This window comes from Duganella sp. AC917, from assembly GCF_979258245.1.
Map to the genome: position 1 here is coordinate 3,187,017 of NZ_OZ409848.1, position 24,957 is coordinate 3,211,973.

At 62.3% G+C, this 24,957-nt stretch carries 28 protein-coding genes and 2 pseudogenes; 14 read left to right on the forward strand and 16 right to left on the reverse strand.

Annotated features, from left to right (window positions below):
- Nucleotides 1-277 precede the first annotated feature (277 nt).
- Nucleotides 278-586: pseudogene (locus tag ACZ0BA_RS13755) on the forward strand (EAL domain-containing protein); the annotation flags it as partial.
- 60 nt (nt 587-646) lie between these two features.
- Here the strand turns inward: ACZ0BA_RS13755 and ACZ0BA_RS13760 are convergent.
- The 3 genes and pseudogenes from ACZ0BA_RS13760 to ACZ0BA_RS13770 all read right to left on the reverse strand — a co-directional run.
- A pseudogene (locus ACZ0BA_RS13760) lies at nt 647-871 on the reverse strand (PAS domain-containing protein); the annotation flags it as partial.
- Between the two features lie 74 nt (nt 872-945).
- Entirely contained in the window at nt 946-1,824 is an 879-nt protein-coding gene (locus tag ACZ0BA_RS13765; RefSeq protein ID WP_463451823.1) for a M90 family metallopeptidase, read from the reverse strand.
- 130 nt (nt 1,825-1,954) lie between these two features.
- Nucleotides 1,955-2,539, reverse strand: a complete 585-nt coding sequence (locus ACZ0BA_RS13770; protein WP_315218941.1) for a winged helix-turn-helix domain-containing protein — start codon at nt 2,537-2,539, stop codon at nt 1,955-1,957.
- Nucleotides 2,540-3,002: 463 nt separating this feature from the next.
- Here ACZ0BA_RS13770 and ACZ0BA_RS13775 point away from each other — a divergent pair, with 463 nt between their 5' ends.
- Together ACZ0BA_RS13775 and ACZ0BA_RS13780 are read left to right on the forward strand one after the other, a co-directional pair.
- Nucleotides 3,003-4,043 carry an OmpA family protein gene (locus ACZ0BA_RS13775; protein WP_463451824.1) on the forward strand — a complete coding sequence of 347 codons (1,041 nt, stop codon included), beginning with the start codon at nt 3,003-3,005 and terminating at the stop codon, nt 4,041-4,043.
- A gap of 48 nt (nt 4,044-4,091) precedes the next feature.
- Nucleotides 4,092-4,979: a YihY/virulence factor BrkB family protein gene (locus ACZ0BA_RS13780; protein ID WP_463451825.1), complete on the forward strand. Its 888-nt coding sequence runs from the start codon at nt 4,092-4,094 to the stop codon at nt 4,977-4,979.
- Between the two features lie 74 nt (nt 4,980-5,053).
- Here the strand turns inward: ACZ0BA_RS13780 and ACZ0BA_RS13785 are convergent, their stop codons facing one another.
- Together ACZ0BA_RS13785 and ACZ0BA_RS13790 are read right to left on the reverse strand one after the other, a co-directional pair.
- Nucleotides 5,054-6,244, reverse strand: a complete 1,191-nt coding sequence (locus ACZ0BA_RS13785; protein WP_463451826.1) for an AI-2E family transporter — start codon at nt 6,242-6,244, stop codon at nt 5,054-5,056.
- Nucleotides 6,245-6,319: 75 nt separating this feature from the next.
- Nucleotides 6,320-6,631, reverse strand: coding sequence for a BON domain-containing protein (locus tag ACZ0BA_RS13790; RefSeq protein ID WP_090320349.1), 312 nt, complete (start codon nt 6,629-6,631; stop codon nt 6,320-6,322).
- A 250-nt stretch (nt 6,632-6,881) separates the two neighbouring features.
- On the opposite strand from ACZ0BA_RS13790, the gene ACZ0BA_RS13795 reads away from it, so the two are divergent.
- The 3 genes from ACZ0BA_RS13795 (at nt 6,882) to ACZ0BA_RS13805 (ending at nt 7,895) form a co-directional block, all read left to right on the forward strand.
- Nucleotides 6,882-7,331 (forward strand): outer membrane lipoprotein, encoded by a 450-nt coding sequence (locus ACZ0BA_RS13795; protein WP_363507876.1) that lies wholly within the window; start codon nt 6,882-6,884, stop codon nt 7,329-7,331.
- Between the two features lie 61 nt (nt 7,332-7,392).
- A complete protein-coding gene (locus tag ACZ0BA_RS13800) occupies nt 7,393-7,545 on the forward strand; it encodes a DUF3309 family protein (RefSeq protein ID WP_463451827.1) in 153 nt (50 codons plus the stop codon).
- A 14-nt stretch (nt 7,546-7,559) separates the two neighbouring features.
- On the forward strand, nt 7,560-7,895 hold the full coding sequence (locus ACZ0BA_RS13805; protein ID WP_463451828.1) for a hypothetical protein: 336 nt from the start codon (nt 7,560-7,562) through the stop codon (nt 7,893-7,895).
- 33 nt (nt 7,896-7,928) lie between these two features.
- On the opposite strand, the gene ACZ0BA_RS13810 is transcribed toward ACZ0BA_RS13805, so the two are convergent.
- From ACZ0BA_RS13810 to ACZ0BA_RS13840, 7 genes are all read right to left on the reverse strand, one after another.
- On the reverse strand, nt 7,929-9,062 hold the full coding sequence (locus ACZ0BA_RS13810) for a patatin-like phospholipase family protein (RefSeq protein WP_463454752.1): 1,134 nt from the start codon (nt 9,060-9,062) through the stop codon (nt 7,929-7,931).
- Nucleotides 9,063-9,102: 40 nt separating this feature from the next.
- Nucleotides 9,103-9,462 carry a hypothetical protein gene (locus ACZ0BA_RS13815; RefSeq protein ID WP_463451829.1) on the reverse strand — a complete coding sequence of 120 codons (360 nt, stop codon included), beginning with the start codon at nt 9,460-9,462 and terminating at the stop codon, nt 9,103-9,105.
- A gap of 11 nt (nt 9,463-9,473) precedes the next feature.
- Entirely contained in the window at nt 9,474-9,860 is a 387-nt protein-coding gene (locus ACZ0BA_RS13820) for a phage holin family protein (protein WP_463451830.1), read from the reverse strand.
- 3 nt (nt 9,861-9,863) lie between these two features.
- Nucleotides 9,864-10,166: an ElaB/YgaM/YqjD family protein gene (locus tag ACZ0BA_RS13825; protein ID WP_463451831.1), complete on the reverse strand. Its 303-nt coding sequence runs from the start codon at nt 10,164-10,166 to the stop codon at nt 9,864-9,866.
- A gap of 60 nt (nt 10,167-10,226) precedes the next feature.
- Nucleotides 10,227-10,763: a ferritin-like domain-containing protein gene (locus ACZ0BA_RS13830; protein ID WP_463451832.1), complete on the reverse strand. Its 537-nt coding sequence runs from the start codon at nt 10,761-10,763 to the stop codon at nt 10,227-10,229.
- Between the two features lie 85 nt (nt 10,764-10,848).
- Nucleotides 10,849-11,778 carry an OmpA family protein gene (locus ACZ0BA_RS13835; RefSeq protein WP_463451833.1) on the reverse strand — a complete coding sequence of 310 codons (930 nt, stop codon included), beginning with the start codon at nt 11,776-11,778 and terminating at the stop codon, nt 10,849-10,851.
- A gap of 19 nt (nt 11,779-11,797) precedes the next feature.
- Entirely contained in the window at nt 11,798-12,187 is a 390-nt protein-coding gene (locus ACZ0BA_RS13840; protein ID WP_463451834.1) for a DUF4398 domain-containing protein, read from the reverse strand.
- A gap of 191 nt (nt 12,188-12,378) precedes the next feature.
- Here ACZ0BA_RS13840 and ACZ0BA_RS13845 point away from each other — a divergent pair, with 191 nt between their 5' ends.
- Together ACZ0BA_RS13845 and ACZ0BA_RS13850 are read left to right on the forward strand one after the other, a co-directional pair.
- The gene (locus tag ACZ0BA_RS13845) at nt 12,379-14,508 is read left to right on the forward strand and encodes an AsmA family protein (protein WP_463451835.1); all 2,130 of its coding nucleotides are present in this window, start codon (nt 12,379-12,381) and stop codon (nt 14,506-14,508) included.
- A 109-nt stretch (nt 14,509-14,617) separates the two neighbouring features.
- Nucleotides 14,618-14,839 (forward strand): glycine zipper 2TM domain-containing protein, encoded by a 222-nt coding sequence (locus ACZ0BA_RS13850; protein ID WP_090320315.1) that lies wholly within the window; start codon nt 14,618-14,620, stop codon nt 14,837-14,839.
- A 33-nt stretch (nt 14,840-14,872) separates the two neighbouring features.
- On the opposite strand, the gene ACZ0BA_RS13855 is transcribed toward ACZ0BA_RS13850, so the two are convergent.
- Both ACZ0BA_RS13855 and ACZ0BA_RS13860 read right to left on the reverse strand, forming a co-directional pair.
- Complete coding sequence (locus tag ACZ0BA_RS13855; protein ID WP_463454753.1) at nt 14,873-15,229, reverse strand: pectate lyase; 357 nt, start codon at nt 15,227-15,229, stop codon at nt 14,873-14,875.
- A 60-nt stretch (nt 15,230-15,289) separates the two neighbouring features.
- Complete coding sequence (locus tag ACZ0BA_RS13860; protein ID WP_463451836.1) at nt 15,290-16,039, reverse strand: Crp/Fnr family transcriptional regulator; 750 nt, start codon at nt 16,037-16,039, stop codon at nt 15,290-15,292.
- Between the two features lie 158 nt (nt 16,040-16,197).
- On the opposite strand from ACZ0BA_RS13860, the gene ACZ0BA_RS13865 reads away from it, so the two are divergent.
- The 3 genes from ACZ0BA_RS13865 to ACZ0BA_RS13875 all read left to right on the forward strand — a co-directional run bounded on the left by ACZ0BA_RS13865 (nt 16,198) and on the right by ACZ0BA_RS13875 (nt 17,780).
- Nucleotides 16,198-16,839, forward strand: a complete 642-nt coding sequence (locus ACZ0BA_RS13865) for a glycine zipper 2TM domain-containing protein (protein WP_463451837.1) — start codon at nt 16,198-16,200, stop codon at nt 16,837-16,839.
- A gap of 162 nt (nt 16,840-17,001) precedes the next feature.
- Nucleotides 17,002-17,148: a lmo0937 family membrane protein gene (locus tag ACZ0BA_RS13870; RefSeq protein WP_019921959.1), complete on the forward strand. Its 147-nt coding sequence runs from the start codon at nt 17,002-17,004 to the stop codon at nt 17,146-17,148.
- Nucleotides 17,149-17,240: 92 nt separating this feature from the next.
- On the forward strand, nt 17,241-17,780 hold the full coding sequence (locus ACZ0BA_RS13875) for a DUF3617 domain-containing protein (protein ID WP_463451838.1): 540 nt from the start codon (nt 17,241-17,243) through the stop codon (nt 17,778-17,780).
- Nucleotides 17,781-17,807: 27 nt separating this feature from the next.
- Here ACZ0BA_RS13875 and ACZ0BA_RS13880 read toward each other — a convergent pair whose 3' ends face one another.
- Together ACZ0BA_RS13880 and ACZ0BA_RS13885 are read right to left on the reverse strand one after the other, a co-directional pair.
- Nucleotides 17,808-18,644 carry a branched-chain amino acid aminotransferase gene (locus ACZ0BA_RS13880; protein WP_463451839.1) on the reverse strand — a complete coding sequence of 279 codons (837 nt, stop codon included), beginning with the start codon at nt 18,642-18,644 and terminating at the stop codon, nt 17,808-17,810.
- A gap of 78 nt (nt 18,645-18,722) precedes the next feature.
- Nucleotides 18,723-19,808: a porin gene (locus ACZ0BA_RS13885; protein WP_463451840.1), complete on the reverse strand. Its 1,086-nt coding sequence runs from the start codon at nt 19,806-19,808 to the stop codon at nt 18,723-18,725.
- 140 nt (nt 19,809-19,948) lie between these two features.
- On the opposite strand from ACZ0BA_RS13885, the gene ACZ0BA_RS13890 reads away from it, so the two are divergent.
- From ACZ0BA_RS13890 to cls, 3 genes are all read left to right on the forward strand, one after another.
- Complete coding sequence (locus ACZ0BA_RS13890) at nt 19,949-21,238, forward strand: acetyl-CoA hydrolase/transferase family protein (RefSeq protein ID WP_463451841.1); 1,290 nt, start codon at nt 19,949-19,951, stop codon at nt 21,236-21,238.
- A gap of 111 nt (nt 21,239-21,349) precedes the next feature.
- On the forward strand, nt 21,350-23,500 hold the full coding sequence (locus ACZ0BA_RS13895; RefSeq protein ID WP_463451842.1) for a site-specific recombinase: 2,151 nt from the start codon (nt 21,350-21,352) through the stop codon (nt 23,498-23,500).
- Nucleotides 23,497-24,891, forward strand: a complete 1,395-nt coding sequence (gene cls, locus ACZ0BA_RS13900) for a cardiolipin synthase (protein WP_463451843.1) — start codon at nt 23,497-23,499, stop codon at nt 24,889-24,891. Before ACZ0BA_RS13895 ends, cls begins: the two co-directional genes overlap by 4 nt.
- Nucleotides 24,892-24,957 lie beyond the last annotated feature (66 nt).

Genomic DNA, 24,957 nt, shown 5'->3' on the forward strand with positions numbered 1-24,957 from the left:
AATATGCACCCGCAATGCCCGCGTTTCCGTGCGCTTACGCACTGTGGGCGCTTGTTTGCGCGCGCGCTGCGCGTCGGCGTCCGATGCCAACAACAGGTTCATACCGAATGACAACTCAAGCAGGCTTCGCCGTATAATCAATCGCAGAACGGCCGAGTTTTTTGCAGCAAACAGCTTGCATTTCAATAGGAACGCCGATGATCACCGCCCCATACCGCGGTCCTTTTTTGCGCCGGCCACCATCGCCGACGACGCCGCCAGCGCCACGCGCGCGCCGATGCTGGCGTCGCCGCCGGCCGGCGATTATGGTGATCTGGGCGCGGGCCTGCGGCAGGCGCTGGCGTCGGACCAGCTGGTGTTGCTGTACCAGCCGCTGGTCGATCTGCAAACCGGCACGGTCGCCAGCCTGGAGGCGCTGGTGCGCTGGCGCCATCCGGAACATGGCATGCTGGCCGCGCGAGACTTCCTGGCGCTGGCCGACGCCGCCGGCCTGGCCGGCGCCATCGACGAATGGGTGCTCGCGCGCGCTTGCCGCGACCTGCACGCGTGGCATGCGGCGGGCCTGTCCGATTTGAAGGTGGCAATTAATGTCGCGCCCGGCCAGTTCCGCGATCCGGCGCTCGGCGCCGCCGTGGCCGCCATGCTGCACCATCTGCTCGGGACGGTAGCCCAGCAGGTTGAAGGCGTTGTTGCTGACAAAGGTCATCTTGAAGTCACCGCTGGGCACGGTGCAATAGATGATGGCAGGGGTGTTGTCGACCAGGTACTGCAGCCGCACCATCGGCGAGGTCGCCTCGGCGGCTACCGCTGCCGGGCCGGCAGGCGGCGCGCTGGCGTCGGAGGAAAATAATTCGAACTCGTCAAATTGCATGGTGATAGCCTCACTGGCGTCGCGCATGGGCAATTATGCCCCAACAGTGAGCCCGGCGGGAAATTTGCGACGGGTCAGTGCGACCAGTTCGGCGCCCAGCCGTATGCAGGATCGGCCGGCGGCGCGGGTGGTTCCGGCGGCGGCAACCACTCGCGCGGATCGACCCGGTAATATTTGAGGAACTCGGCAAACAGCTCGCCGTGGTGTTCCGCCATCTGGTAAGGCTTCTCGAAGAAGGTTTCGGTGGCCACGGCAAAGAATTCGGCCGGATTGGTGGCGCCGTAATGGTCCATCACGCTGTGCTGACGATACATCGCGCTGTGGCGCAGATGCTGGAAGTTGCGCGACAGGACCTCGGCCCATTCGTTGTAGCTTTCCCGGCTGCCCAGATAAGGCGCGCCATTGGCGCGGCCCGACTCGCTGTCGAGCTGGTGCGCGAACTCGTGCAGCACGACGTTGTGGCCGTCGGTCCAGTCGTCCGTGCCGCGCCGCACATCGTCCCACGACAGCACCACGCGGCCGTCGTCCCACGATTCGCCCAGCATGCTCTGGTGGCCGGGCGTGACCACGCCCCCCGGGCCGACCTCGGACCGGCGCGCGACGAACTCGCTCGGATACACGAGGATGGAATGCAGCGCCGGATAAACCTTGCTTGGACGGTTGAGCAGCAGCAGGCAGGCCTGGCCGGCGATGATGACCGCCATCTCGTCGGTCACCTCGACGCCTTCGCAACCGATGAACTTTTTTTGATGTAAAAATTGCACAACCAGCCGCTGCAGCTGCTGCTGCAACTCGGGGCTCATGCGGCGGTAGACGGGGATGTTGCGGTATAAAACGGCTTGGGCCTCGGCCGGCAACGGCCTGGCCAGCACCCGTTGCAGGCGCCAGCGGGGCACATAAAAAGGCAGCGCTATCGCCAGCGCCGTCAGGCCGATCCAGATCAAAGCTTCCATGTGCCGCGTCCGTGTTGTCTATCCAGTGCTGGCTACATGGGGCGACTTGTCTGCTTTTCAATATGCAAACAGCCGGGCATGCCGGCTGTAGATGATACGGGTGCGCGCCGGCGTCGGCGCGGCCGGCGACTTAGTCGGCCGCTTTTTGCTCGGAAGGCGCCGAGCCGAACAGCGCGGCAACCAGCGGATCGCGCATGACCGGGCCACGGTTGACGCGGATCGCGTAGTGGGTGTCGTCAGCCAGGATGTGGAAATGACGGCCGCTGCCGGCCATGGCCTGCTCACGGATGCCGGGACGTTCCTTGCGTGGTGGCGCGCCTTCGCGCTTCGGCTGGACGATCGCGGCCAGGAATGCGGCGACGCGCTCCGGGTCGGGAGTCAGCTGGTAGACGGCCTTGCCCAGATAGGTGGCGGTGCCTTCGACATAGCGGGCCAGCTCAATGACGCCGGCTTCGCGCAGGTCGCGGATGTATTTGCGGGCGCCGGACGGCGAAAATTTGAGGAACCAGGCGATTTCGTCGGCCAGCATCTCGTGCATGGACAGCTCGCCGATCAGTTTTTGCATGTTTTCGATACGACGCAGGGTCGCAGAGGTCGAACGCACACGCTCGATCGACGCCATCGACAGCGCCGGTTTACGGTCGAGAGGCGCCGGGGCCGGACGTTCCACGAGCATCAGCTTGGTGGTCGCCTGCATTTCCGGCGAAGCTTTCATCTCGTTCTGAACCAGATGTTGAGGTTGTCTAACTGCATGCATTTGAACACTCCTTATAACAATTTGCCGAGATTAGTGGCAGCGAGAGGGGTGGCCTACGGTTGAAACGCCACAGTCTCTGCATCTGACTCAAGAATGCCTTTTCGTGGCGCACCAGTCTGTGCGGCAACGAACATTAGTGACAGAACTTCACATTTATAAAAGTGTGAATGAACGGTGACCCCGATTGCGGCGTGTTTTTCGCCCCAAACTTGAGTCCTTTAGTAGTCGGACCGGGGGAATCAAGCGAAAGTTTCAACTTTTGTGTACGATTTGATACAGCACAAGCTTTTGTGCGGTAGCGAACCGACCACATCATGAAAGTTACTTAATCTTCGGTCCAACAGCGGTAATCAATGCACTGCTGCTGATGAAGCAACAAAAGAAACAACAAACGCCATATTTATTAATCGGGAGCATACTTGTGAATAAAACTAAGAAAATCGTCCTCGCCGTCGCAGCACTCTGCGCGTCGTTCTCCGCTGTCGCTCAAGACGCGGTCATCAACCCATCGTGGTACGTCCAGCCGAGCGTCAACGGCTTCAAGCCTGACAACGACGCATTCGGCCTTGACAAGAAGGGTTACGGCGGCGGCCTGAAGTTCGGTAAAGCCCTGAACCAGCAATGGGATGTGCAGCTGGGCGGCACCTATGCCCGCTCGAAGGAAAATGGCGAGCGCTACCAGCAGCAGAGCCTGGGCGCGGACGCCCTCTATATGTTCTCCCGTAAATCGTTCCGTCCATTCATCCTGGTCGGCGCCGGCGTCGAGCGCGACAAGGCGAACCTGAACACCTTCGGCGAAATCGCCAAGAACTCGCCGTACGTCAGCGCCGGCCTGGGTTTCCAGGCCGACCTGAACGAGCGCACCAGCTTCCAGGCCGACATTCGCAACCAGCACGGCTTCCTGCGCGGCGATGCCTTCCCGCCTAGCAAAGCTGACAACGTCTACGTGACCGTCGGCCTGAACTTCGCGTTTGCCGCGCCACCGCGCCCTGCTCCACCAGCACCGCCGCCTGCGCCCGAAGCCGTGCAGCCGCCACCGCCGCCAGCACCGGTCGCCCCACCGCCACCACCGCCAGCGCGCTTTGAAAAAGTGACCATGTCGTCGACCGAACTGTTCACGTTCGACAGCGCCAAGCTGAACCCGAACCAGCCTAAGCTGGACGAGATCGCCGCCGTGCTGAACGCCAACCCGACCGTCGACAATGTCGTCATCTCGGGCTACGCCGACCGTCTGGGCAGCGACAAGTACAACCAGAAGCTGTCGGAAAAGCGTGCCAACTCGGTCAAGGACTACCTGGTCGGTAAAGGCGTCGCCGCCAACCGCCTGGTCGCCGAAGGCAAGGGCGAGTCGAATCCTGTTGTCACCTGCGACAACAAGAAACGCGCTGACCTGATCAAGTGCCTGGAACCTAACCGTCGCGTCGAAGTCGAACAGATCACGATCGAACGCCGCGTCAATTAATTAATTAATTGAGGAGCCCCGCGACACGTCGCGGGGCTTTTTTTTTATATGAACAAAAATATAATCTCGGTGCTGAAATGCACCGTCTATCAATGGCTTGACCACCGCGGCGGCAGCATGGGCGCGGCATTGGCCTTCTACACGCTGTTTTCGCTGGCGCCGATCCTGGTGCTGGTGCTGGCCATCGCCGGCTGGTTCTACGGCCCGCAGGCCGCGCAGGGCGAGCTGTTCGCGCAGCTGCGCGGCCTGGTCGGCAACCAGGGCGCCGAAGCGATCCAGCTGGTGCTGGCGGGCGCCCGCAGCAAGGAGGAAGGACGATTGGCGACCATGATCGCCGGCGCCCTGCTGCTGTTCGGCGCCACCACCGTGTTCGCCGAGCTCAAGGCGAGCCTGGACGCGGTCTGGCAAGTGCCGCCGCTGAAAACCGGCACGGTGTGGGACGTCATCCGCACCCGGCTGCTGTCGTTCGGCATGGTGCTGGTGCTGGCGTTTCTGCTGATGGTCTCGCTGGTGGTCAGCGCAATCCTGACGGTGCTGGAAAAATACTGGCATAGCATCTGGGTCAATGCCGGCGACCTGCTCACCGGGATCAACTACGCGATCAGCTTCACCGTGATTGCCGCGTTGTTCGGCGTCATCTTCAAGATGCTGCCGAGGGTAACGCTGTCGTGGCACGACGTCACCATCGGCGCGCTCGGCACGGCTGCGCTGTTCTCACTCGGCAAGTACGCCATCGGCGCCTACATCGGCAACAGCGGCGTGGCCAGCAGCTATGGCGCGGCCGGCTCGGTGATCGCGCTGCTGCTGTGGGTGTATTACTCGGCGCAGATCTTCTTCCTGGGCGCCGAGTTCGCGCGGCAGTATGCTTTGCAGCTCGGCAGCTTGCGGCACCGGCCGCCAGCCCAAACCACCACCGTCACCACGGAAAACCCGTAAGGCATCCTCGTCGCTCCCCTGGCGAAAAAAAAAGGCCGGCTACCCGCCGGCCTTTCCTATTGTGGCTTGCCCGGCTATTCGCCCAGCAACTCCGCCACCACTTCCATGCCCTCGACCCGCTCGGCGACGACCTTGACGATCACGATCACGGGCACGCCCAGCAGCAAGCCCCAGACGCCCCACAACCAACCCCAGAACAGCAGGCTGACAAACACGGCAGCGGCGTTCATGCGCGCGAAACGGCCCGTCATCCAGGTGGTGATCACGGTCCCGACCAGCGTGGCGATGGCCAGCGAGGTGCCCATCACCAACAAACTCATCTGCAGCGACTCGAATTGCAGGAAGGCGACGATGCCCGTGGCCAGCATGATCAATAGCGGGCCGAAATAAGGCATCAGATGCAGCAGGCCGGCCACGATGGCCCAGGCGCCGGCGTTCTCCAGGCCGATCCAGCGCAACGCCACCCACATCAGCAGCGCCAGCATGCCGTTGGTGACCAGCAGCATCAACATGTATTTTTGGATCGAGGTATTGATGTCCTCGAGAATATGTACGGTAATCTTTTTCTTCGATAGCGACGGCCCGGTCAGCTTGACCAGCTTGCGCTTGAAGGTGTCGCCCGACAACAGCAGGAAAAACACCAGGAAGATCACCATCGTGGCCTGGCTCAGGAAACCTACCAGGCCCATCGAGCCCGCCCAGACCCAGTCCATCAACGGAAAATCGGAAGCCGGTGCCGGCGTGGCGCGGCGCGAGGCGCGTCGCTCCTGGGCGCCGGCGGTGGCCTGCTGCAATTCGGTGGCGACCGCCTGTATGCGTTGCAGCGCGCTGGAGCCGCCGTGCAAGCGCTCCGACAGCAGGCGCGACAATTTGTGGCCGGCGCTGGGCAGCTCCTCGACTATCGATTCGAATTCGCCATGCAGTTTGTCGACCACCATCGCCGAACCGCCAACCAGGGCAAGCGTAATCAAGGTGGCGCCCAAGACGCGCGGAACGTGGCGGCGCTCCAGCCAGCCCATCAAGGGACTGAGCATGTAACTGATCAGAATGCCGAGCAGGAGGGGGACCAGGAAGCCGCGCGACCATTGCAGCGCATAGATAAAGGCGACCGTGGCGATGACGCCGAGCGCGAGTCCGCGGGCGTTGACGTGTAGGGGAATGCGGGGGGGATGACTTAAATCAGCTTCGGCGCCGGGGGCCGGAGCGGTGGCCACAGTGCTGGCCGGAATAGGAGGAAGGGAAATCTCTACAGGCGGCTGGCTCATGATGACTCACAAAAAATCCCGGCGCGGCATGCTCGAACGAGCACGGCGCGCCGGCAAATATAGCTTAAATAAAGCTTACTTGACGCGGATGTCGTTCTTGACCGAGGTCACGCCTTTAACGCCACGGGCGACTTCGCCGGCTTTAGCGATGTCAGCTGGCTGGGCAACAAAGCCGCTCAGTTGGACGGTGCCTTTGAAGGTTTCGACGTTGATTTCGGTCGACTTCAGGGTAGGCTCGTTAAAGATGCTGGCTTTCACTTTGGTGGTGATGACCGAATCGTCAACAAATTCGCCGGTGCCTTCTTTGGTGGACGTCGATGCGCAGCCAGCGGTGGCCAGCAGGGATACGGTGAACAGGGCGGTGGCGATTTTATGTGCGATTTTCATGGCGGTTCTCCTTGGAGTTATTAACTAAATGAGTTTGTCAGCGAGCGGAACATTTGCACATCCCGGCTACCGATGTAGACGTTTTACGTGGTTTCCAAACAGACATCTGTACGGTACCGTACACAGATATTATTTTGGGTCGAAGCGGCCACATTCGACGTTCCTCTCCACTTGGCAACCTTCGTGCGAAAGCGCACAGACCCGCGCCTGCCCCCTGCCTATTCTGGAACCACATTTTCAGGAGAACAACATGAACCACACAAAAACCCTGGCAGCACTGATGATCGCCGGCACCGCAGTATTAAGCGGTTGCGCCAGCACCAACAACGCGCCGCAACAGGTGTCGTACCAGAATCAAAACGAATCGGCCAGCTACGGCACGATCGAATCGATCCAGATCAAACAGGCCAAGGCCGGCACCAGCGGCGCAGGCGCCGTTGCGGGCGGGCTGGTCGGCGCGCTGCTGGGTAACCAGGTCGGCTCCGGCAGCGGCCGCGCCGCCGCCACCGTGGCCGGCGCCGTCGGCGGCGCCGTGGTCGGCAACACCGTCGAGGGCAACCGCAACGAGGCGAAAGAGGAATATCAGATCAGTGTGCGCATGGACAACGGCGACTATCGCATGGTGAACCAGGACAGCGTCTATGACCTGCGCGTGGGCAACCGCGTGCGCCTGGTCGACGGCCGCCTGTATCGCTACTAATCCGCTTCCGCCACAACGCAACGATTAACCGTAACCACAACTACAAATCAAGGGGAACACCATGGGCACCATCATTCTGATTATTCTGGTCTTGTTACTGGTCGGCGCACTGCCTACCTGGCCGCACAGCCGCAACTGGGGCTACGCACCAAGCGGCATCACCGGCCTGATCGTCTTGATCCTGCTGATCATGCTGCTGACGGGCCGACTGTAAGCAAGGAGGCCATCATGAACCGATTCCATCATATGGCCTGCGGCCTCGCGATGGCCTGCACCGCCCTACTGGCGCAGGCGCAGGACAATACGCCGCCGCAAAACGTCCAGCTGCAGCAGCAGGAAATCGCCAAGGGCGATCCGCCGCGATGGCACAAGGAAGACGTCACCAGCGCCGAGCAGACGCGCACCTTGCGCAAGGAAATCGGCGCCGCGCTGGCGGAATCGACCAACGCGTGCAAGAAGGGGCCGGCCAGCGAGCGCGACGCCTGCATCCGTGAGGCGCGCGAGACCTACAAGCGCGACATGGACAAGATTCCGCAGGTTCTCGCCGCGAACAAAAAGCAATAGTGTTTGAAACGAGATAGGGAGCCGCCTGAGCGATCAGGCGGCTTTTCCACTTTGGCCGTCCGGCATCGCGGCCGGCAGCGGCGGCACCTCGTGCACCACCAGCGGCGTATCTTCGGACACAAAGGCCAGCCAGCCGGCCGCCGCGACGGCACGCATGCCGTCCTGGTAGCCCTGGTCCCAGCGCCACTCGGTCGAGCCCTTGGAAAAATTAATGTCCTTGGCCGCCATATTCCAGTCGCGTCCGGCGTATTCGAGGCGCACCACGTGCAAGGTCGTGCCACAGCCCAGCTCGGCCAGATCCTGCTCGCCCTGCTCCGTCTGCGCGTGCTCCGGCAACGCGGCGTACAGGCCACGCAGCTTTTGCTGCAGCTTGTGGCGGGCGACATAATCGTCGAGGTGGCGCTTGGAGCGCGAGGCGAAGGTGACATCCTTTTGCCGCGTCTGCACTTCGTCCAGCGTGGTCGGTTCGGCGCCGTCGGCGCTCCACAGGTCGACCATGAAGCACAAAGTATCGACCGGCTTGGCGTCGTCCAGCACGGTCTCGAGCGGCGTGTTGGAATACAGGCCGCCATCCCAGTACAGGTCACCGTCGATGCGCACTGCCGGAAAGCCGGGCGGCAAGGCGCCGCTGGCGAGTATATGGCTGACGTTGATGTCGAGGTCGCGATTGTCGAAGCTGCGCAGCGTGCCGCACGTCACCTTGAGGGCGTTGACGGTCAGGCGCATGCCATCGGGCGCGTTGAGGTAATCGAAGTCGACCAGGGAATTGAGCGTCTCGCCCAGCTCCGCCGTATCGTAGAAGCTGGCCGCCTCGGGCGCGACGGCCATGCCGGCGGCAAAGGGACTGAACAGGCGCGGTTTGAAAAAGCCGGGCACGCCACGCAGCAGGGTATCCCAGCTTTGCAGCAAAATATTGGAGCGGCGCTGCGCATCGGGCAGTTGCCGCATATCGAAGGGATCGGGGTGCGAGATGCGCTCCCAGAACTCGCGCAACCGCGCCAGCCGGGTCTCGTGGGGATTGCCGGCCAAAATGGCGGCGTTGATCGCGCCGATCGACGTGCCAACGATCCAGTCGGGCGCCAGGCCATGCTCATGCAAGGCCTGAAACACACCGGCTTGGTACGCGCCCAACGCCCCGCCCCCTTGCAGGACCAGCACGATGCGCATGCCTGCAGGGTTCAGTTTATCGGACGACGAACTCAAAACACTAGTCCAGGGCGCGCTGTCGGCGCATCAGCCAGGCAGCGCCCAGCCCCAGCACCGTGGCCACGCCAAGCGCCGGCTTGATCAGCTTTTTACGGGCGATGAACGAACCGACCGTCAGCGCGTACGGCATCAGCGCCCGGTAGTTAAAGCCGCTCAGGCCGCCCGGCTGCAGCAGGCCGCCCAGACGGGCTTGCGCCAGTCCGACGGCGTGATCGACCGCGCCATGAAACAACGCATCCGGATGCAGCGCGTTGGCCACGAGGGCCTTCGAGTGCACAACCTTGATGCGATACAACTCGCCTTCGCGGATCAATCGCTGTTTGTCAGCGTCGAATGCCACGGTTTCCGCGTCTTTCGTCATATGCGCTCCTCTTACAACAGCATGTCGCGGTCGGATTTCAATTCGGCCATGGTCGCCGGCATACCCAGCTTGCCGCTGCGGATCAAACCGCGCGCATACACCATCAGGCCAATCGCGAGCAGCAGGAAAACGCCGGTCATAATGGGCAAAATAGTCCAGCCCAGCGCATCCCACGCCAGATAAGCAATCGTGACGGTGGCATAGGCGAGCGCGAAACAGCCCGCCACCACCGCCAGCGCGAACGCCAGCACCAGATGCATCAGGTGATTGCGCACCTGAGACAATTCCAGCGCGGCCAGCTCCAGCCGCGTCAGCAACAGGCCGATGCTGTTGCGGGCAATATTGCCCAGCGAAGCGATCAGGCCTGGCGGACGAGTCAACTCATCAGCTTGCGCCATGGATTACTTGCGGCCGATGATGACACCGATCAGCAGGCCCACGGCTGCGGCGCCAGCGATGGCGCGCCATGGGTTTTCCTTGACGTAGACGTCGGCGTGCTTGACCGCTTCCTTGCTGGCGGCAAGGGCGCTGATCTGCGCGTCGTGCGCTTTGGCCAGCGCGGTGTCGAGCGCGCGCATGCCACGGCCGCGCAGTTCTTCCGCTTTTTCACCGGTCAGGGCGGTGGCGGCGGTGAACAATGCTTGCGCATCCTTGACCAGAGTTTTCACGTCGTTATTTACGGTAGAGATGTTTTGTTCCAGCATGATGGAGCTCCTGTTATGGTTGTAAGAAGTGAAAACTGTACATCAATTTAACATATTTCGTTATTCAAGCAGGTCCCGCATGTCATCCGCGTGTTCTTCTTCCACGGCCATGATCTTGATCAACAGATGACGCGTGGTCGGATCGGTGTCGCCGATCTGTTCGATCATCTGGCGGTACGATTCGATCGCGACGCGCTCGGCGATCAGGTTGGCCCGTATCATTGATTGAACTTCTTCGGAGCCATCATACTCGGCGTGGCTGCGTTCGAGCAATGTTGCAGGATTGAAATCAGGGGTGCCGTTCAGTTGAACGATCCTTTCGGCCAGCCAGTCGGCGTGCTCTTGCTCTTCGGTGGCATGCTCGAGGAATTCGGCCTTGATCGGACCGTTCTGCAAACCGCTGACCGTATAGTAGTGACGCTTGTAACGCAGCACGCACACCAGCTCGGTCGCGAGCGCTTCGTTGAGCATCTTGATGACAGCGGTGCGGTCACCCTTGTAGCCGGCGGTTACCGGGCCGTCTTCCAGATTGCGGGCGGCGGCGCGGATGGCGTCTCTATCGATGCCTGCCGGTTGGGTGGGGTTGGATTCAGCCATGATATTTCCTTAAAAAATTACAGAAAGTCTGCTAGCAGCGTCGGGACCGCCAGGGGCGGCCTCGACAGCTGGCGATTACCGAAAATTAACGACGGTTGGCAATTGGCGCGCCGTTTTGCGACAGCACGATTTCCACGCGGCGGTTCAGCTGGCGGCTGCCGGCATCGGTGTTGCTGGCGACCGGGAACGCTTCGCCGTAGCCACGGGTGGAGACCTTGTCGGCCTTCACGCCCAGACCGATCAGTGCGTTACGCACCGATTCGGCGCGGCGCTGCGACAACTGCAGGTTGTGCGCCGAGGTGCCGGTGGAGTCGGTAAACCCTTCGATCAAAACGGCGCTCTGTGGTTCCTGCAACAGCACGTCGGCCATCTTTTGCGCGGTGCGCATGCCTTCGGCGCTGAGCTCGGCCTTGTCGGTATTGAACAGCACGTCGTTCAGCGTGATGACCAGGCCGCGGTCGGTTTGTTTGGCTTGCAGGTCGGTCAGTTGCTGTTGCAGCGCGGCGGCCTTGGCCTGCTCGTCGCGGGCGCTGGCGGTGGCGGCATCGGCCTGGCGGCGGGCGGCGTCGGCATCGGCCTTGGCTTGCTCGGCGCTCGCCTTGGCTTGCTCGGCGCTCATCTTGGCCTTGTCGGCTTCCTGGGTGCGCTGCTGCAGACGGATCTCGTCGCGCTGGCGGCCGGCGTTGGCGACATCCGACTCGGCTTGCTTACTCTTGGCCACTTCCTGGGCCACGGCGATCTTCTGTTTGGCCAGATACGCCAGCTTGTCGATCGCTTCCACGCTTTCTTTCTTGTCGGCGGCGGCGTTGGCACGGTCCAGCGCGTCGGCAGCGGCCTTGAACTCGACCGGCGCGTTGGTCGCGACCGATGGATTGCTTTGCGCGGCCGAGAAATCGCCACGGGTCTGGTCGAGCAGGCTGGTGGTGGTCGGCGCGCTGCTGCACGCGGCCAGCATGATCGACATCGCCAACACGGTTGGCATGACGCTCAGTTTTTTCAGGTTCAGTTGTTTCATGATGATTCCCTCGTCTCTATTATTGGGTGGTGGTGCTATTGCGGTTCAGCTCTTCGCGCAGCACGCGGATGCTCTGTTGCAGTTCGTCGGCGGCGGCGGTGGCCTTGGTCGAATTAGCTTTGCTCTGCGCCAGTTGGGCATCGGCCTGGGCCTGGGCTGCCAGATCCTGGGCGGCTTTGTAATCCTTGTTGGCCAGCGCCTGGTTGGCGCGCGCCATTTTTTCGCGGGCCGACTGCATCTCGGCCGGGGCCAGCTCGGCGGCGCCGGCGGAGGTGGCGTTGGCCACGGCGGCGCGCGATACGGCGACATCGGCGGTGGCAGGGGTTTTGTTGCTAGCGCAAGCGGTCAGGCCCAGCAGTACGGCGGCGCCGCAGATCAGGGTAAGGCGCTGGTGTAAGGTCGTCGTCATTATTGTTCTCCTTGAATGTTTGTGTGGACAGGTAACGTTATAGGCTGTTGGCTGCAGCCCTTCAGTACGCTGGCGCACATTGAACACGGGGAGCTGTCTAGCCCGCTCCAGAGGGTGCGCCAGCGCACAACCGCGCCCGCCTGCGGCGCGTAGATGTGTAGAATGCCGTTACTAATAAGAAAGGCCAACCGATGACCCCGCAGGACCAGACCCCTACCCCGCCCGCTTCCTCCGGCGCACGCTCCGCTTCCCGCCGCACCCGCACCGGCACCAAGGCCGCCCTCGCCGTCGCCGGCGTGGTGGTCGCCGTTCCCGTGATCGCGGCCATCGTGCTAGCGACGTATGACTGGAACAAGGCGCGTCCGTGGCTCAACGACAAAATCAGCGAAGCGATCGACCGTCCGTTCGAGATACGCGGCGACCTGTCGCTGACGTGGCAGCAGCAGGGCTTGTCGGGGGCGGACCGCACCTGGCGGGATTACCTGCCGCTGCCGCATCTGATTGCCAAGGACGTCCATGTCGGCAACCCCGCCGGCATGCGGGCGCCGGCGGAAATGGCCAGCGTCGGCCAGTTCGCTTTCGGCGTCGAGCTGCTGCCGCTGCTGCAACACCAGATCTCGATCCCGGTGCTGCGCTTCGACAATCCAACCGTGCTGCTGCAGCGCGATGCCAATGGCAAGAACAACTGGACCTTCAAGCAGGCCGACAAGCCGTCTCCGTGGAAGCTCGACCTGCAGCGCGTGGTCTTGGCCAAGGGTTCGGTGCATTATATCGACGCCGTGTCGCATGTGGACGCCACCGCCGCCGTCGATACGATCAACGCCGATCCGACCTACGGCGTGTCCTGGAAGCTACAAGGCAAGTGGAACAATCAAACCATCACCGGCAGCGGCAAGTCCGGCGCGGTGCTGTCGTTGCAACAGCAAACCGTGCCCTTCTCGCTTGCGGCCAGCCTGAACGTCGGCGGCACCAGCATTGCCGTCGAAGGCACGCTGACCAAGCCGACCGCGCTGACCGCGCTCGACATGCGCCTGAAAATCTCCGGCCCGAGCATGGCGCGCCTGTACGGCATCACCGGCGTGCTGCTGCCGGAAACCCCCGCCTTCACCACCGAAGGCCACTTGACGGGCAACATCGGCGCCAACGCCAGCCACTGGATCTACGACAAATTCACCGGCCGCGTCGGCAACAGCGACATCCACGGCAAGCTGGACTACCGTTCGGGCCAGCCGCGTCCGGTGCTGACGGGGGCCGTCGAATCGAAGCTGTTGCAGTTCTCCGACCTTGGGCCGCTGGTGGGCGCCGACTCGAATGCCAGCAAGCAGGCGCGCGGCGTCGAAGCCGTCCAGCCGGGCAACCGGGTGCTGCCGGTCGAAACCTTCAAGACCGAACGCTGGACCGCGCTCGACGCCGACGTCAGCTTCAAGGCCCAGCGCATCACGCGCGACGGCGGCCTGCCGATCAATAACCTCGACACCCTGATCCACATGAAGGACGGCGTGCTGTCGCTGACGCCGATGAACTTCGACATCGCCGGCGGCCGCTTCACGTCCAACATCATGCTCGACGGCAGCGGCAAGACCAATCCGAACGCCATCCGCGCCGAGCTCAAGGCGGGCGCCCGCAAGCTGCAGCTCAAGCAGCTGTTCCCCACCATAGACGGCATGCAGGCCACGGTCGGCCAGGTCAACGCGGACATCTCGCTGTCGGCCACCGGCAACTCGGTTGCCGGCCTGCTGGGCTCGTCGAACGGCGAACTCAAAGGCGTCATCAACGAAGGCAGCGTCAGCAAGCTGCTGCTGGAGGAAATGGGCCTGAACCTGGGCAACGTCGTGCTGACCAAACTGATCGGCGACAAGCAGGTCAAGCTCAACTGCATGGTGACCGACTTCAGCGTCACCAACGGCTTGATGCGGTCGCGCCTGTTTGTGGTCGACACGTCGGACGCCAAGATCGACGTGGCCGGCACTGTCAACCTGGAGAACGAGAAACTGGACCTGACCTTGCGGCCGGACGCCAAAGGCATGCGGGTGTTTTCGCTGCGGGCGCCGATCTATGTGCGCGGCACCTTCAAGGACCCGGACGTCAGCATCGACAAGGGCGTGCTGGCGATGCGCGCCGGCGGTGCGCTGGCGTTGGCCGTGGTGGCGCCGGTCGCCGCGATACTACCGCTGATCAACGCCGGCCCCGGCGAAACCACTGGCTGCGAAACCTTGCTGGCGCAAGGCGGCGGCAAGCCCGTGGCGCCGCCGCCGGGACAAACCCTGCGCGAGAAGCCGGGCAAGAACGCCCAAAACATCAAGCCCCAGCCTAAAGGGTAACAAGGTGTTTCAATGTGCGCTGTCGTACGGAAATTACTGTCGCCCAGACGTACTCTGTAGTCATTGGTGCGGGCCAGACGCCGCGCCTTAACAGCGTAAGGAGAAGATTATGAACATCAAACGTATCGCATCGACCGCGGCAATTCTGGCCGCCACCCTGGGCCTGAGCGCATGCGCCGGCATGTCCTCGCAGGATAAAAGTACGGCAGTGGGCGCCGGCGTCGGCGCGGTTGCCGGCTCGGTACTGACCGGCGGCAGCGCGGTCGGCACGGTCGGCGGCGCCGCTGTCGGCGGCGTGATCGGTAACCAGGTCAACAAACCACCGCGTTAATTGTAGTCGCTCGCGGCATTCGAACCGCCCCCGTCAAGCCGAAGCCCGGCTTGACGGGGGCGGTTTTGCATCCACGCCCGATGAGTATCCGACGCTGCTGGTGTAGGCGAACAGCGTGGTCTCGTAGCTACCGCCCCACTCGTCACCGTAACGACGCTCGGCCTCGACATTCATGATGTCGTACTGCTTGCCGGTGCCAGGCGGGTTATCGGTCGGCAAGCGGCCGCTGAAGAAGCCGGTATCGGCGTTCAGGTCGTAAAAACGATACCAACCCCAAATAGTTATAGTTTTTTGATGTATCCATCTCCTCGCAATGTTTTCAAAAGACCGGGTACTGCAAGCCGATGCTAGCTGTAAGGGTCTTCCTAAAACATTGCGAAACAGATACAGTTGCCTATAAAATCAAGCAAATGATTGGTTGTGCGCTTAGCGCAACGCCCTCGCCGGTTTCTACAAGAACACGTTGCCCATGCCGATGGCGCCGTCGTCCTTGACCAGCTCGTAGCAGCGGCACGAGACCGCTTCCAGCCCGGTCGAATCGAGGATCTCGATATTGCCCCGGCTGTAGGAAATCAGTTTTTGATTTTGCAGCGCGCTGGCGGCTTTGGTCACGCCGACCCGCCGCACGCCCAGCGCATGGGCCAGGAACTCGTGCGTGAGGTGGAATTTTTCCGACTGCAAGCGATCGCGCGTGATCAGCAGCGAACGCGCCAGGCGCGCCTCCAGCACATGGAAGCGGCTGCAGACAGCGATCTGGATCGCTTGCGCCAGCAAGGTGTCGGTATAGCGGTACAGCAGGCGCTGCAGCGCCTCCATGCGCGTGAACTCGGCGGCGAACTCGGTGGCGTCGATGCGCGTGGCGCGGCCAGCGCGCTGCACCACCGCGCGCACTTGCGCCATTTCGTGGCCCAGCACGACGGAGGCGCCGATCATGCCCTCGCGGCCGACGGCGCCAACCTCAAGCGTCATGCGGCCTTCGGCCACCGCAAGCAGCGAGATCAAACTGTCGATGGGAAAATAAATATAACGGATCGCCTGGCCGGGCTCGTACAACACGTCGCCGACTTCGACTCTGACAGGTTCGCTAAGCTTGGCGAGCTGGCTTTGTTCTTCCTCTGGCAAGCTGGACAGTAAGCGATTGACCGCCGGTCGTGGCTGGCTCCTGTCTTCTTCGGATAGGTGTGAGAGATGGGTATGCATGAATCCAGAGTAGGGGTAATCATTTGGCATGTATGTACGCTGACGCACGGAACCTAAACATGTCCTATAGGAAAATTCTGCGCGTAATAGTAGAGCATAAATACGAGCACAAACATCAGCACAAGCTCGTGCATACAAACACCAAAAAGGACATCAACATGACTACCCAAAACACCCCAACCAAACAGACTTTGCACCCGCTGATGATCATCGCCGCCGTCGCGGTGGTGCTGTTCTGCGGCGTCGGCACCGCCGCCATCATGGGCTGGCTACCGACCTCCAACGCCAACGGCAGCGTGCCCGGCGCGACGCCTATGCCGGGCCAGTTGTCGTCGGTGCCAGCGGCCGAGCAGCAGCCCGCCCACAATAACGGCAACAATCTCGCGGCCAATAACAACGCCAATAATTCGCAGAGCCAAAACCAGGACCGCGCGCCGGAACCGGAAGTCAAGCAGGCGGCGGTCTGCAAGAGCTGCGGCGTGATCGAATCGGTGCGCGCGATCGAGAACCGCCCGCAGGGTAGCGGCGTCGGCGCGGCCGGCGGCGCCATTCTCGGCGGCCTGCTGGGCAACCAGGTCGGCGGCGGTCACGGCCGTCAGCTGGCGACGGTAGCGGGCGCGGTGGGCGGCGCGGTGGCCGGCAACCAGGTCGAGACCCATATGAAGACCACGCGCACGTGGCGTATCGTGGTGCGCATGGACAACGGCACCACCCGTACCTTCAACCAGTCGGCCCAACCGGCATGGGGCTCGGGTGACGCGGTACGTGTGGTGAACGGCCAGTTGCGCTCCGCCAACTAATACCATTAGTAAAATTATTAGGCTGAAATGCGGCTTACGTACGGCACCGTACAGAAGCTTAAGCTGATTTTAAAGATAATAGATTCCAAGATACGAACAACAGTTCGACATCGCCTTCGATGCCCACAGTGGACGTCGCAACAACAACTTGAGGAGAGAATCATGCTCTATACCATCGCTGTAGTTCTGCTTATCCTGTGGCTCCTGGGCCTGGTCACTTCGTACACCATCGGCGGCTTCATCCACGTACTGCTGGTCGTTGCGATCATCATGGTGCTGCTGCGCTTGATTAGTGGACGCGGCGTGTAGCACACCGCGAGCTGATCAAAGCGGCGCCCCACCCTCGCGGTGGTGCGCCGTTTTTTCGTTTATGCTGTGCGCTGGCTTTTTAGGGAGTGACTATGAAACGTTTTTTGATCGCGCTGGCCGTGCTGGGCATCAGCACGGCGTCAGTGCAGGCGCAGACCATCAAGCCCGGCTTGTGGGAATTGAATAACACCGTCAAGACCGGCGATATACAAACCGACGCCGCGATCCAGATGGCGATGCAGCAGCTGGCCAACATGCCGCCGGCGCAGCGCGCGCAGATGGAGGCGATGCTGGCGCAGAACGGCGTGTCCGTGCCCAAGGTCGGCGGCGACGGCACCATGACGGTGAGCGCGTGTGTGACGCCGGAGATGGCCGCCAAGAAGGAACTGCCGCTGAATCAAAAGGGGAATTGCACCTCGAAAACGGTGCCGACTGCGGGCGGGCTGGACGTGTCGTTCAGCTGCACCAATCCGACCTCCAGCGGGCAAGGCCAGATACGCTTCAGCGACGACAGCCATTACACGATGATTATGGATGTCAACACCGAGGCGACCGGCACGCCGCAGAAGCTCAAAGTCAATTCGGCCGGACGTTGGGTCGGCGCCAGCTGCCCGGCCAAGCCCAAGGGCTGACCGATCGCTGATTGACCTTTTTGCTGGTTACTGGCTGTCCGAAAACGCCATGTAGCGCTCGCGCGCCAGCGTGGCGATCGGACCGACCGCCAGCTCGCGCGTTTCGTAGCGGATGCACGGCATGACCTTGCCGTAGTTGCCGGTGTTGAAGATCTCCACCGCGCTCTCCAACTCCTCCGGCGCCACCGCGCGCTGCTCGACCATGATGCCCTCTTCCGCCAACAACGCGATCACGCGCGCGCGGGTGATGCCGGACAGGAAGGTGCCGTTGGCGGCCGGCGTCACCACCCTGGCGTCCGCCGTGACGAAGAACAGGTTGGCCGACGCGAACTCCGCCACCCTGCCGGCGCTGTCGCAGACGACGGCGTTGTCGAAGCCGCGCTTTTGCGCTTCGCGGATGGCCTTGGCGGTGTTGACGTACAGCGACGATGCCTTGGCGTCGGTCGGCGCCATCAGCGCGTCCGGACGCAGCTGCGCCGACAGGCAAGCCGAAAAGCCGGTGAACGCCGGCATTGGCGCGTCGAACAAGGTCAGCGCGAAAGCGCTCTTCTCGGGAATGGGGACCAGGAAGCCGTCGGTGCCGAACACCAGCGGACGGACGTACAACTCGGCGTCGGCCGGGAACTTCGCCACGCCCTCGCGCACCAGCTTTTCCATCTCGTCGACGTTCAGCGGACAGGCCAGCCCCACGCGGTCGGCGGAGGTAATGACGCGCTCGAGGTGCAGGCGCAAGTCGGGCAAATGGCCGCGTATCGCGCGGGCGCCATCGAACACGGAGGAACCGAGCCAGACGCTGTGGTCCATCGCGCCAAACAGTGGGGCGTTGCCCTCGGCCCATTCGCCGTTGAAGTAAGTCAGATGCATGCTTGTTCCGAATTCAGAAAAACATGCAATCTATCACGTTTTAGCGGGCATCTCCAAAAGCGGCTGACGCCGTGCGGGTCAGAACGAATGCCGCATGCCGACGTTGAGCGCCTTGTCGCCGCGTCCCTGGCTGGTGGCGTTGCCGACGGTGTAGGCGCCACCGTTGCGGTTCTTGATCCTGGCCAGCGAGGCGTAGAAATCGGTGCGCTTGGACATCGCATAGCTGGCGCCGATGGCGATCTGGTCGGCGTCACGGTCGAGCTGGGTACGGTCGTCCTTGCGGATGAACGAGGCGAGCAAGGTGGTCGCGCCCATCGGCACGGCCACGCCGAACAGCGCATCGCGGCTCTTGTCGGTCGGCAGGGCCTGGGCCACCGCGCCGTACGGGTTGGACATGTCCCAGTGCGAGCTGCCCTCGCCCCGGCTCTGACCGAAGGCGGCGTAGCCGATGAAACGGCCAAAGTCGATATTGGCGGCCACCAGCGTGTTGCGGGCGGACTGGTCGACCGCAGGCGTAGTGCCGGTGGCGTCGAGCAGGTTGTCCTTGCGCTGGTGCGTGATGCCGATCTTGAACGGTCCCTTGTCGTAGCCCAACGATCCCGCGTAGGCGCGGTTGACCTTGCTGTTGTAAGGCGATTCGCCAAAGCTGTACTGCACCGCGCCGATCAGGCCGCTGCGGGCACGCTTGGTTTTGTATTTGATGGCGTTGTCGTAGCGCTTGGTGGTGTAGCCGACCAGATTGGACGCGGCGCCCGCCATGCCGCCCTGGAACGGATCGGCGACGTCGGTCAGCGTCTCGTAGACCAGGTTGTACTGACGGCCCAAAGTCACCAGCCCCATCGGCCCGTCGATGCCCACATAGGCTTGACGATTGAACAGCTTGCCGGGTTGCTCCGAGGCGCCGGTGTCGTTCAACACGCCTGCTTCCAGCGTGTAGACGGCAGAGGTGCCTCCACCCAGCTGTTCGCGGCCGCGCACGCCGATGCGCGAGCCGGAGGCCATGCCGCTGTCGACCTTGGTCCGCGCGCAATCGGTTTTGCAGCCTTTTTCCACAACAACACCGGCGTCCAGCAACCCGTAGACTTCGGTGGAGGACGACTCTTGCGCTCCTGCAACCAGTGGCGCAATCAGGGACAGCGCGGTAACGAGAAGGTTCGGTTTCATGGTAAGCGACGTACTTGAGTGAATTGTTAGGTTCATAATATGTCGTACTACGTTACTGCTCTGTGCGGCTCAACACGTTTCCGTCAAATTCCTCGCGACTTGGTTTATAGTGGGATTTCATTATGTGAAAGGCCGCCGCCATGCATGTTGAATACGCCAGCAAACGATGCTCCCCCGATCAGGCTTTGGAATTGTTGAGGAACGGCGACACCGTCATCGTGCCGACCGGCGCCGGCGAGCCGCCGTCGCTGCTGCACGCGCTGTCGGCAAAGCGCACCAGTTTCCACGACGTCCGGGTGGCGCAGATCCTTGCCATGCGCAAATATGCCTATTTCGACTGCGACACCGTCAACCACGTGCGCCATGTGGCGCTGTTCTTCGGCGGCGCCTCGCGCTCGGCGGGACAGGCCGGCTGGGCCGATTTCATCCCGGCCTACTTTTCCGAACTGCCGGGCCTGATCCAGCGCGACCTGATCCCGGCCGATGTGGTGTTCTCGATGGCCTCGCCGATGGACGAACATGGCAATTTCGCGCTCAGCCTGGCGGCCGACTACACGATGGCGGCGATCCGCAAGGCCCGCGTGGTGGTATTGGAAGTGAACCCGAACGTGCCGGTGTCCCACGGCGAATGCATCGTCCACCTGTCGCAGGTCACGGCCATCGTCGAAAGCGACGAGCCGGTGATCGAGGTCGGGCTGCCCGCCATCGGCGCCGTGCAGCAGGCGATCGGCAAGCATGTGGCCGATATGATCGAGGACGGCTCGACCTTGCAGATCGGCTACGGCGGCATTCCGGACGCCGTCGTCCAGCAGCTGACCGCCAAGCGCGACCTGGGCGTGCACACTGAAATGATCGGCGACGGCATTCTGAAGCTGGTCGAATGCGGCGCGGTCAACAACAGCCGCAAGACTTTCATGCCCGGCAAGATGGTAGCCACCTTTGCGCTCGGCTCTCGCCGGCTGTACGACTTCATGCACCGCAATCCGATGCTGGAAATGCATCCGGTCAGCTTCACCAACGATCCCTACCTGGCCGGCCAGAACGACAAGCTGGTCGCCATCAATGCCAGCCTGCAGGTCGATTTGCTGGGGCAATGCGGCTCCGAGAGCCTGGCCCACCTGCCCTATTCCGGCACCGGCGGCCAGGTCGATTTCGTCCGCGCGGCCAACCGCTCGAACGGCGGCAAAGCCTTCATCGTGCTGCCGTCCACGGCCAAGGATGGCGCCATCTCGCGCATCGTGCCCACCCTCACACCCGGCACCCATGTCACCACCGGCAAGAACGATGTCAACTACGTGGTCACCGAATACGGCGTTGCCCAGCTGCGCGGCAAATCGGCGCGCCAGCGGGCCGAGGCGCTGATCGCCATCGCCCATCCGGACTTCCGGAGCGAGCTGCGCGAGGCGGCTAAACGAATCTTGCTTTGCTGAGCAGTGGAATTTCCTGACAGATAGAAATATGTACGGCAGCGTACATACCGGGTAATGCTGACTGGATATACTCCGTTTTTTAGTCAAAACTGCGGTAATTCCGTCCTTTGCATGCTCGAAATATTACAACGTATAGACGCTGAAAGCACGGACATCGGCCTGATGGTCGAACTGTTCGATACACTGCGTCCCCAGCGCGCCAACGATGGCCTTCGCGCCACCGCCAACGTGCGCACCCTTGTCCAATTATTAAAAGGCAACCCCGCGCACGCGCTCGCATTGCGCGGCTACGCCTGCAGTTTGCTGTCCAGCCGTCGCCATTCCAGCCTGTACACGGAAATCGGCGTGCTGTCGAACGACGGGTTTTTCACCGAACTCAAACGCCGCATCGCCTTCCGCATCCTGCCGCCGGCGCTGGGCAACGATTACCTGAGCGAGGCGCTCGACCAGATCATCTACAAACGCACCGACCGCATCTGGATCAGCGCGGTGCCGGCCGCCGAATGGCTGATGCTGATCGACGTGATCTGCAATCCACCCGACCGCCGCGAAGCCAGCCGCAACGACGCCACCACCCGCTGCACGCCCAATTTGATGCTGCCCGGCCTGCTCGAAGCGATACGGACGCTGTCCTACCGCATCTGCGCGATCGGCCTGGAACCGAAGCTGACCAATTTCCACACCGAGATGGAGACCTACGAGTCGCCCTTCATGGGACAGAATGTCGAGGTCAACGCCTATCTGGACAACTACCAGCGCAACCTGGCCGGCGAAGATGTCGAGGTCGAGGACGCGCGCCATCTGCTGGTGATGCTGGACCAATGCGACGTGGTGGTCGGCAAGATCCGCAAGAAAGCGCTGCACCAGGGCACCAGCATCGCGCTGACCTACCTGCTGGTGGCGCTCACGCAAAGCATCGCCCGGCTGCGCAAGCTGCTGTTCCTGGTCGATGTCAGCGGCGAGCTCAACGCCGAGGCCACCGCCCCGGCGGCGCTGCTGATCGCGTCGGCGGAGCTGCAGGCGCAGCATCCGCAACCGGCCGGCCAGCAAGGTCCGCCGAGCCCGCGCCGCGCCGCCGCCGTCGGACTGGCGCTGGAACTGGTCACCGCGCACAACAACAAATACGCCGTCAGCGATCTGCTGCGCGACAACGTCGACCTGTTGGCGCGCAACGTCACCGAGAACGCCAGCCACACCGGCGAGCATTACGTGGCCGACCACCGCAAGGAGCTGGCCGGCATGTTCCTGTCGTCGGCCGGCGCCGGCGTCATCATCGGCTTCATGGCGCTGTTCAAGATTTTGATGTCCTACCTGCGCGCCGCGCCGCTGGTCGAGACCTTCTTGTTCAGCATGAACTATTCGCTCGGCTTCATGTTCATCCACGTGCTGCACTTCACGGTCGCCACCAAACAGCCGGCGATGACGGCCTCGCGCATCGCCGCCGGGCTGCACAGCCGCGACGGCCGCAACATCGACCTCGAAAGCATGGCCGAGCTGTGCAACAAGGTGATCCGCACGCAGAACATGGCCGTGTTGGGAAACCTGGCCACCGCAATCCCCACCGCGTGGTTGATCGCCATCGCCTGGCCGCATCTGACCGGTCACCATCTGGTGACGCCGGACAAGGCCATGCACCTGCTGGCCGACATCGACCCGATCCACGGACCGGCGCTGGTCTACGCCGCGATTGCCGGTGTCTGCCTGTTTGTCGCCGGGCTCATTTCGGGCTACTACGACAACAAGGCACTGTACACGCGCTGGGCGCAGCGCATTGCGCAACTGCGCGGCCTGCGCTGGCTGCTGGGCCAGGAGCGGCTGAACCGTTTCGGCGTCTACATGGAAAACAATCTTGGCGGCCTGATGGGGAACTTCTTCTTCGGCATCCTGCTTGGCGTCATGCCGCTGCTGGGATTTTTGTTCGGCATGCCGCTCGACATTCGCCACGTGACGTTCTCGTCGGCCAACTTCGCCACCGCCATGGTCGGCCTCGACTACAACGTCAGCTGGCAGCTGGTGGTGACGTCGGTGGCTGGTTTCGTGCTGATCGGCACGGTCAATTTGCTGGTCAGTTTCGGACTGGCGTTGTGGGTGGCACTGCGCTCGCGCCAGGTACGTTTCAAGCACGGTTTGCAGCTGTTGAAGGTGCTGGGCCGCAGATTTTTACAAGGGCCGATCTCGTTCTTTTTCGGCTCTTCCGCAGAAGAGGCCGCGCCGCTGGCGTTGTCCGATGAATCGAAGTCACTCCTAAAGGCAAACCGATGAAATCCTCCACCATGCGTATCTGGGTGCCCATGTTTCTGATGTGCTGGGGCTTGTTGGGCGCATGCGCCTCGCTGCCCGATGTGGCCGCCATGAGCGACAAGCTCGAACCGGCGGCCACGCCGAGTGTCAAGGGCAAGAACGGCGACCTCGGCGCGGCACGCACCAAGGCGCTGCTGGCCAAGCGCTGGCCCAAGGGCTCGATCGACCTGAAGCAGCAGGCGGTGCTGGAGGAAGCGGCCACCGGCGTGCCCCTGATCGATGGCAACAAGGTCACCTTGCTGTTCGACGGCCCGCAGACGATGGGCGAAATGCTCAAGGCCATCAACGGCGCGCGCAACAACATCAATCTGGAAACCTACATCTTCGACCAGGATGAATTGGGCATGCAGTTTGCCGACGCGCTGATCGCCAAGCGGCAATCGGGCGTGATCGTCAACATCCTGTACGACAGCGTCGGCACCATCGGCGTGCCGGCCGAATTCTTCGACCGCATGCGCAAGGCCGGCGTCAACCTGCTCGAGTTCAACCCCGTCAACCCGGCCAAGGTCAAGGGCGACGACTGGAAAGTCAACAGCCGCGACCACCGCAAGGTCTTGATCGTCGACGGCAAAACCGCCTTCACCGGCGGCATCAACATCAGCGCCGACTACACCAAGGGTTCATTGTTCCGCTCCAGCGGCAAGCAGACCAAGCAGAAGGAAGACGTCGGCTGGCGCGACACCCACGTCAAGCTGGAAGGACCGGCGGTGCATGCGTTCCAATATCTGTTCGTGCGCCAATGGGCCACGCAGGACCGTACCGACCTGCCGGAAGCGGAGTATTTCCCGCAACAGGTGATCGCCGGCGACAAGGTGGTGCGCGTGCTGGCGAGCGATCCGGGCGGACAGTTTGAAATCTTCAAGGCCTACAGCCTGGCCATCCAGGAAGCGAAAAAGAGCATCCATCTGACGTCGGCGTATTTTGTGCCGGACCGTCAGACCATCGACGCGCTGATCGCCGCCGCCAAACGCGGCGTGGACGTCAAGATCGTGCTGCCGGGCGTGTCGGACAGCGGACTGGTGTTCCATGCCAGCCACGCGCTGTACGACGAGTTACTGTCGAACGGCATCAAGATCTACCACCTCAAGCTGGCCGTACTGCACGCCAAAACGGCCGTCATCGACGGCACCTGGTCGACGGTCGGTTCGACCAACATCGACACGCGCAGTTTCCTGCATAACAGCGAGTTGAATGTGGTGGTGTTGGGCGCGGCGTTTGGCACCGAGATGGAGCGAGCGTTCCAGGAAGACATGCGCGACTCGAAACAGATCACGCTAGAGGATTGGCGCAACCGCCCTGTCACGGACCGCATGAAGGAATGGGCAGCGCGGATAATGAACTATTGGCTGTAATGTCAGAGGTGACCACGGAACATGGTCACCTCTAAAACATGTAGGGCGGATAGCGAAGCGTAATCC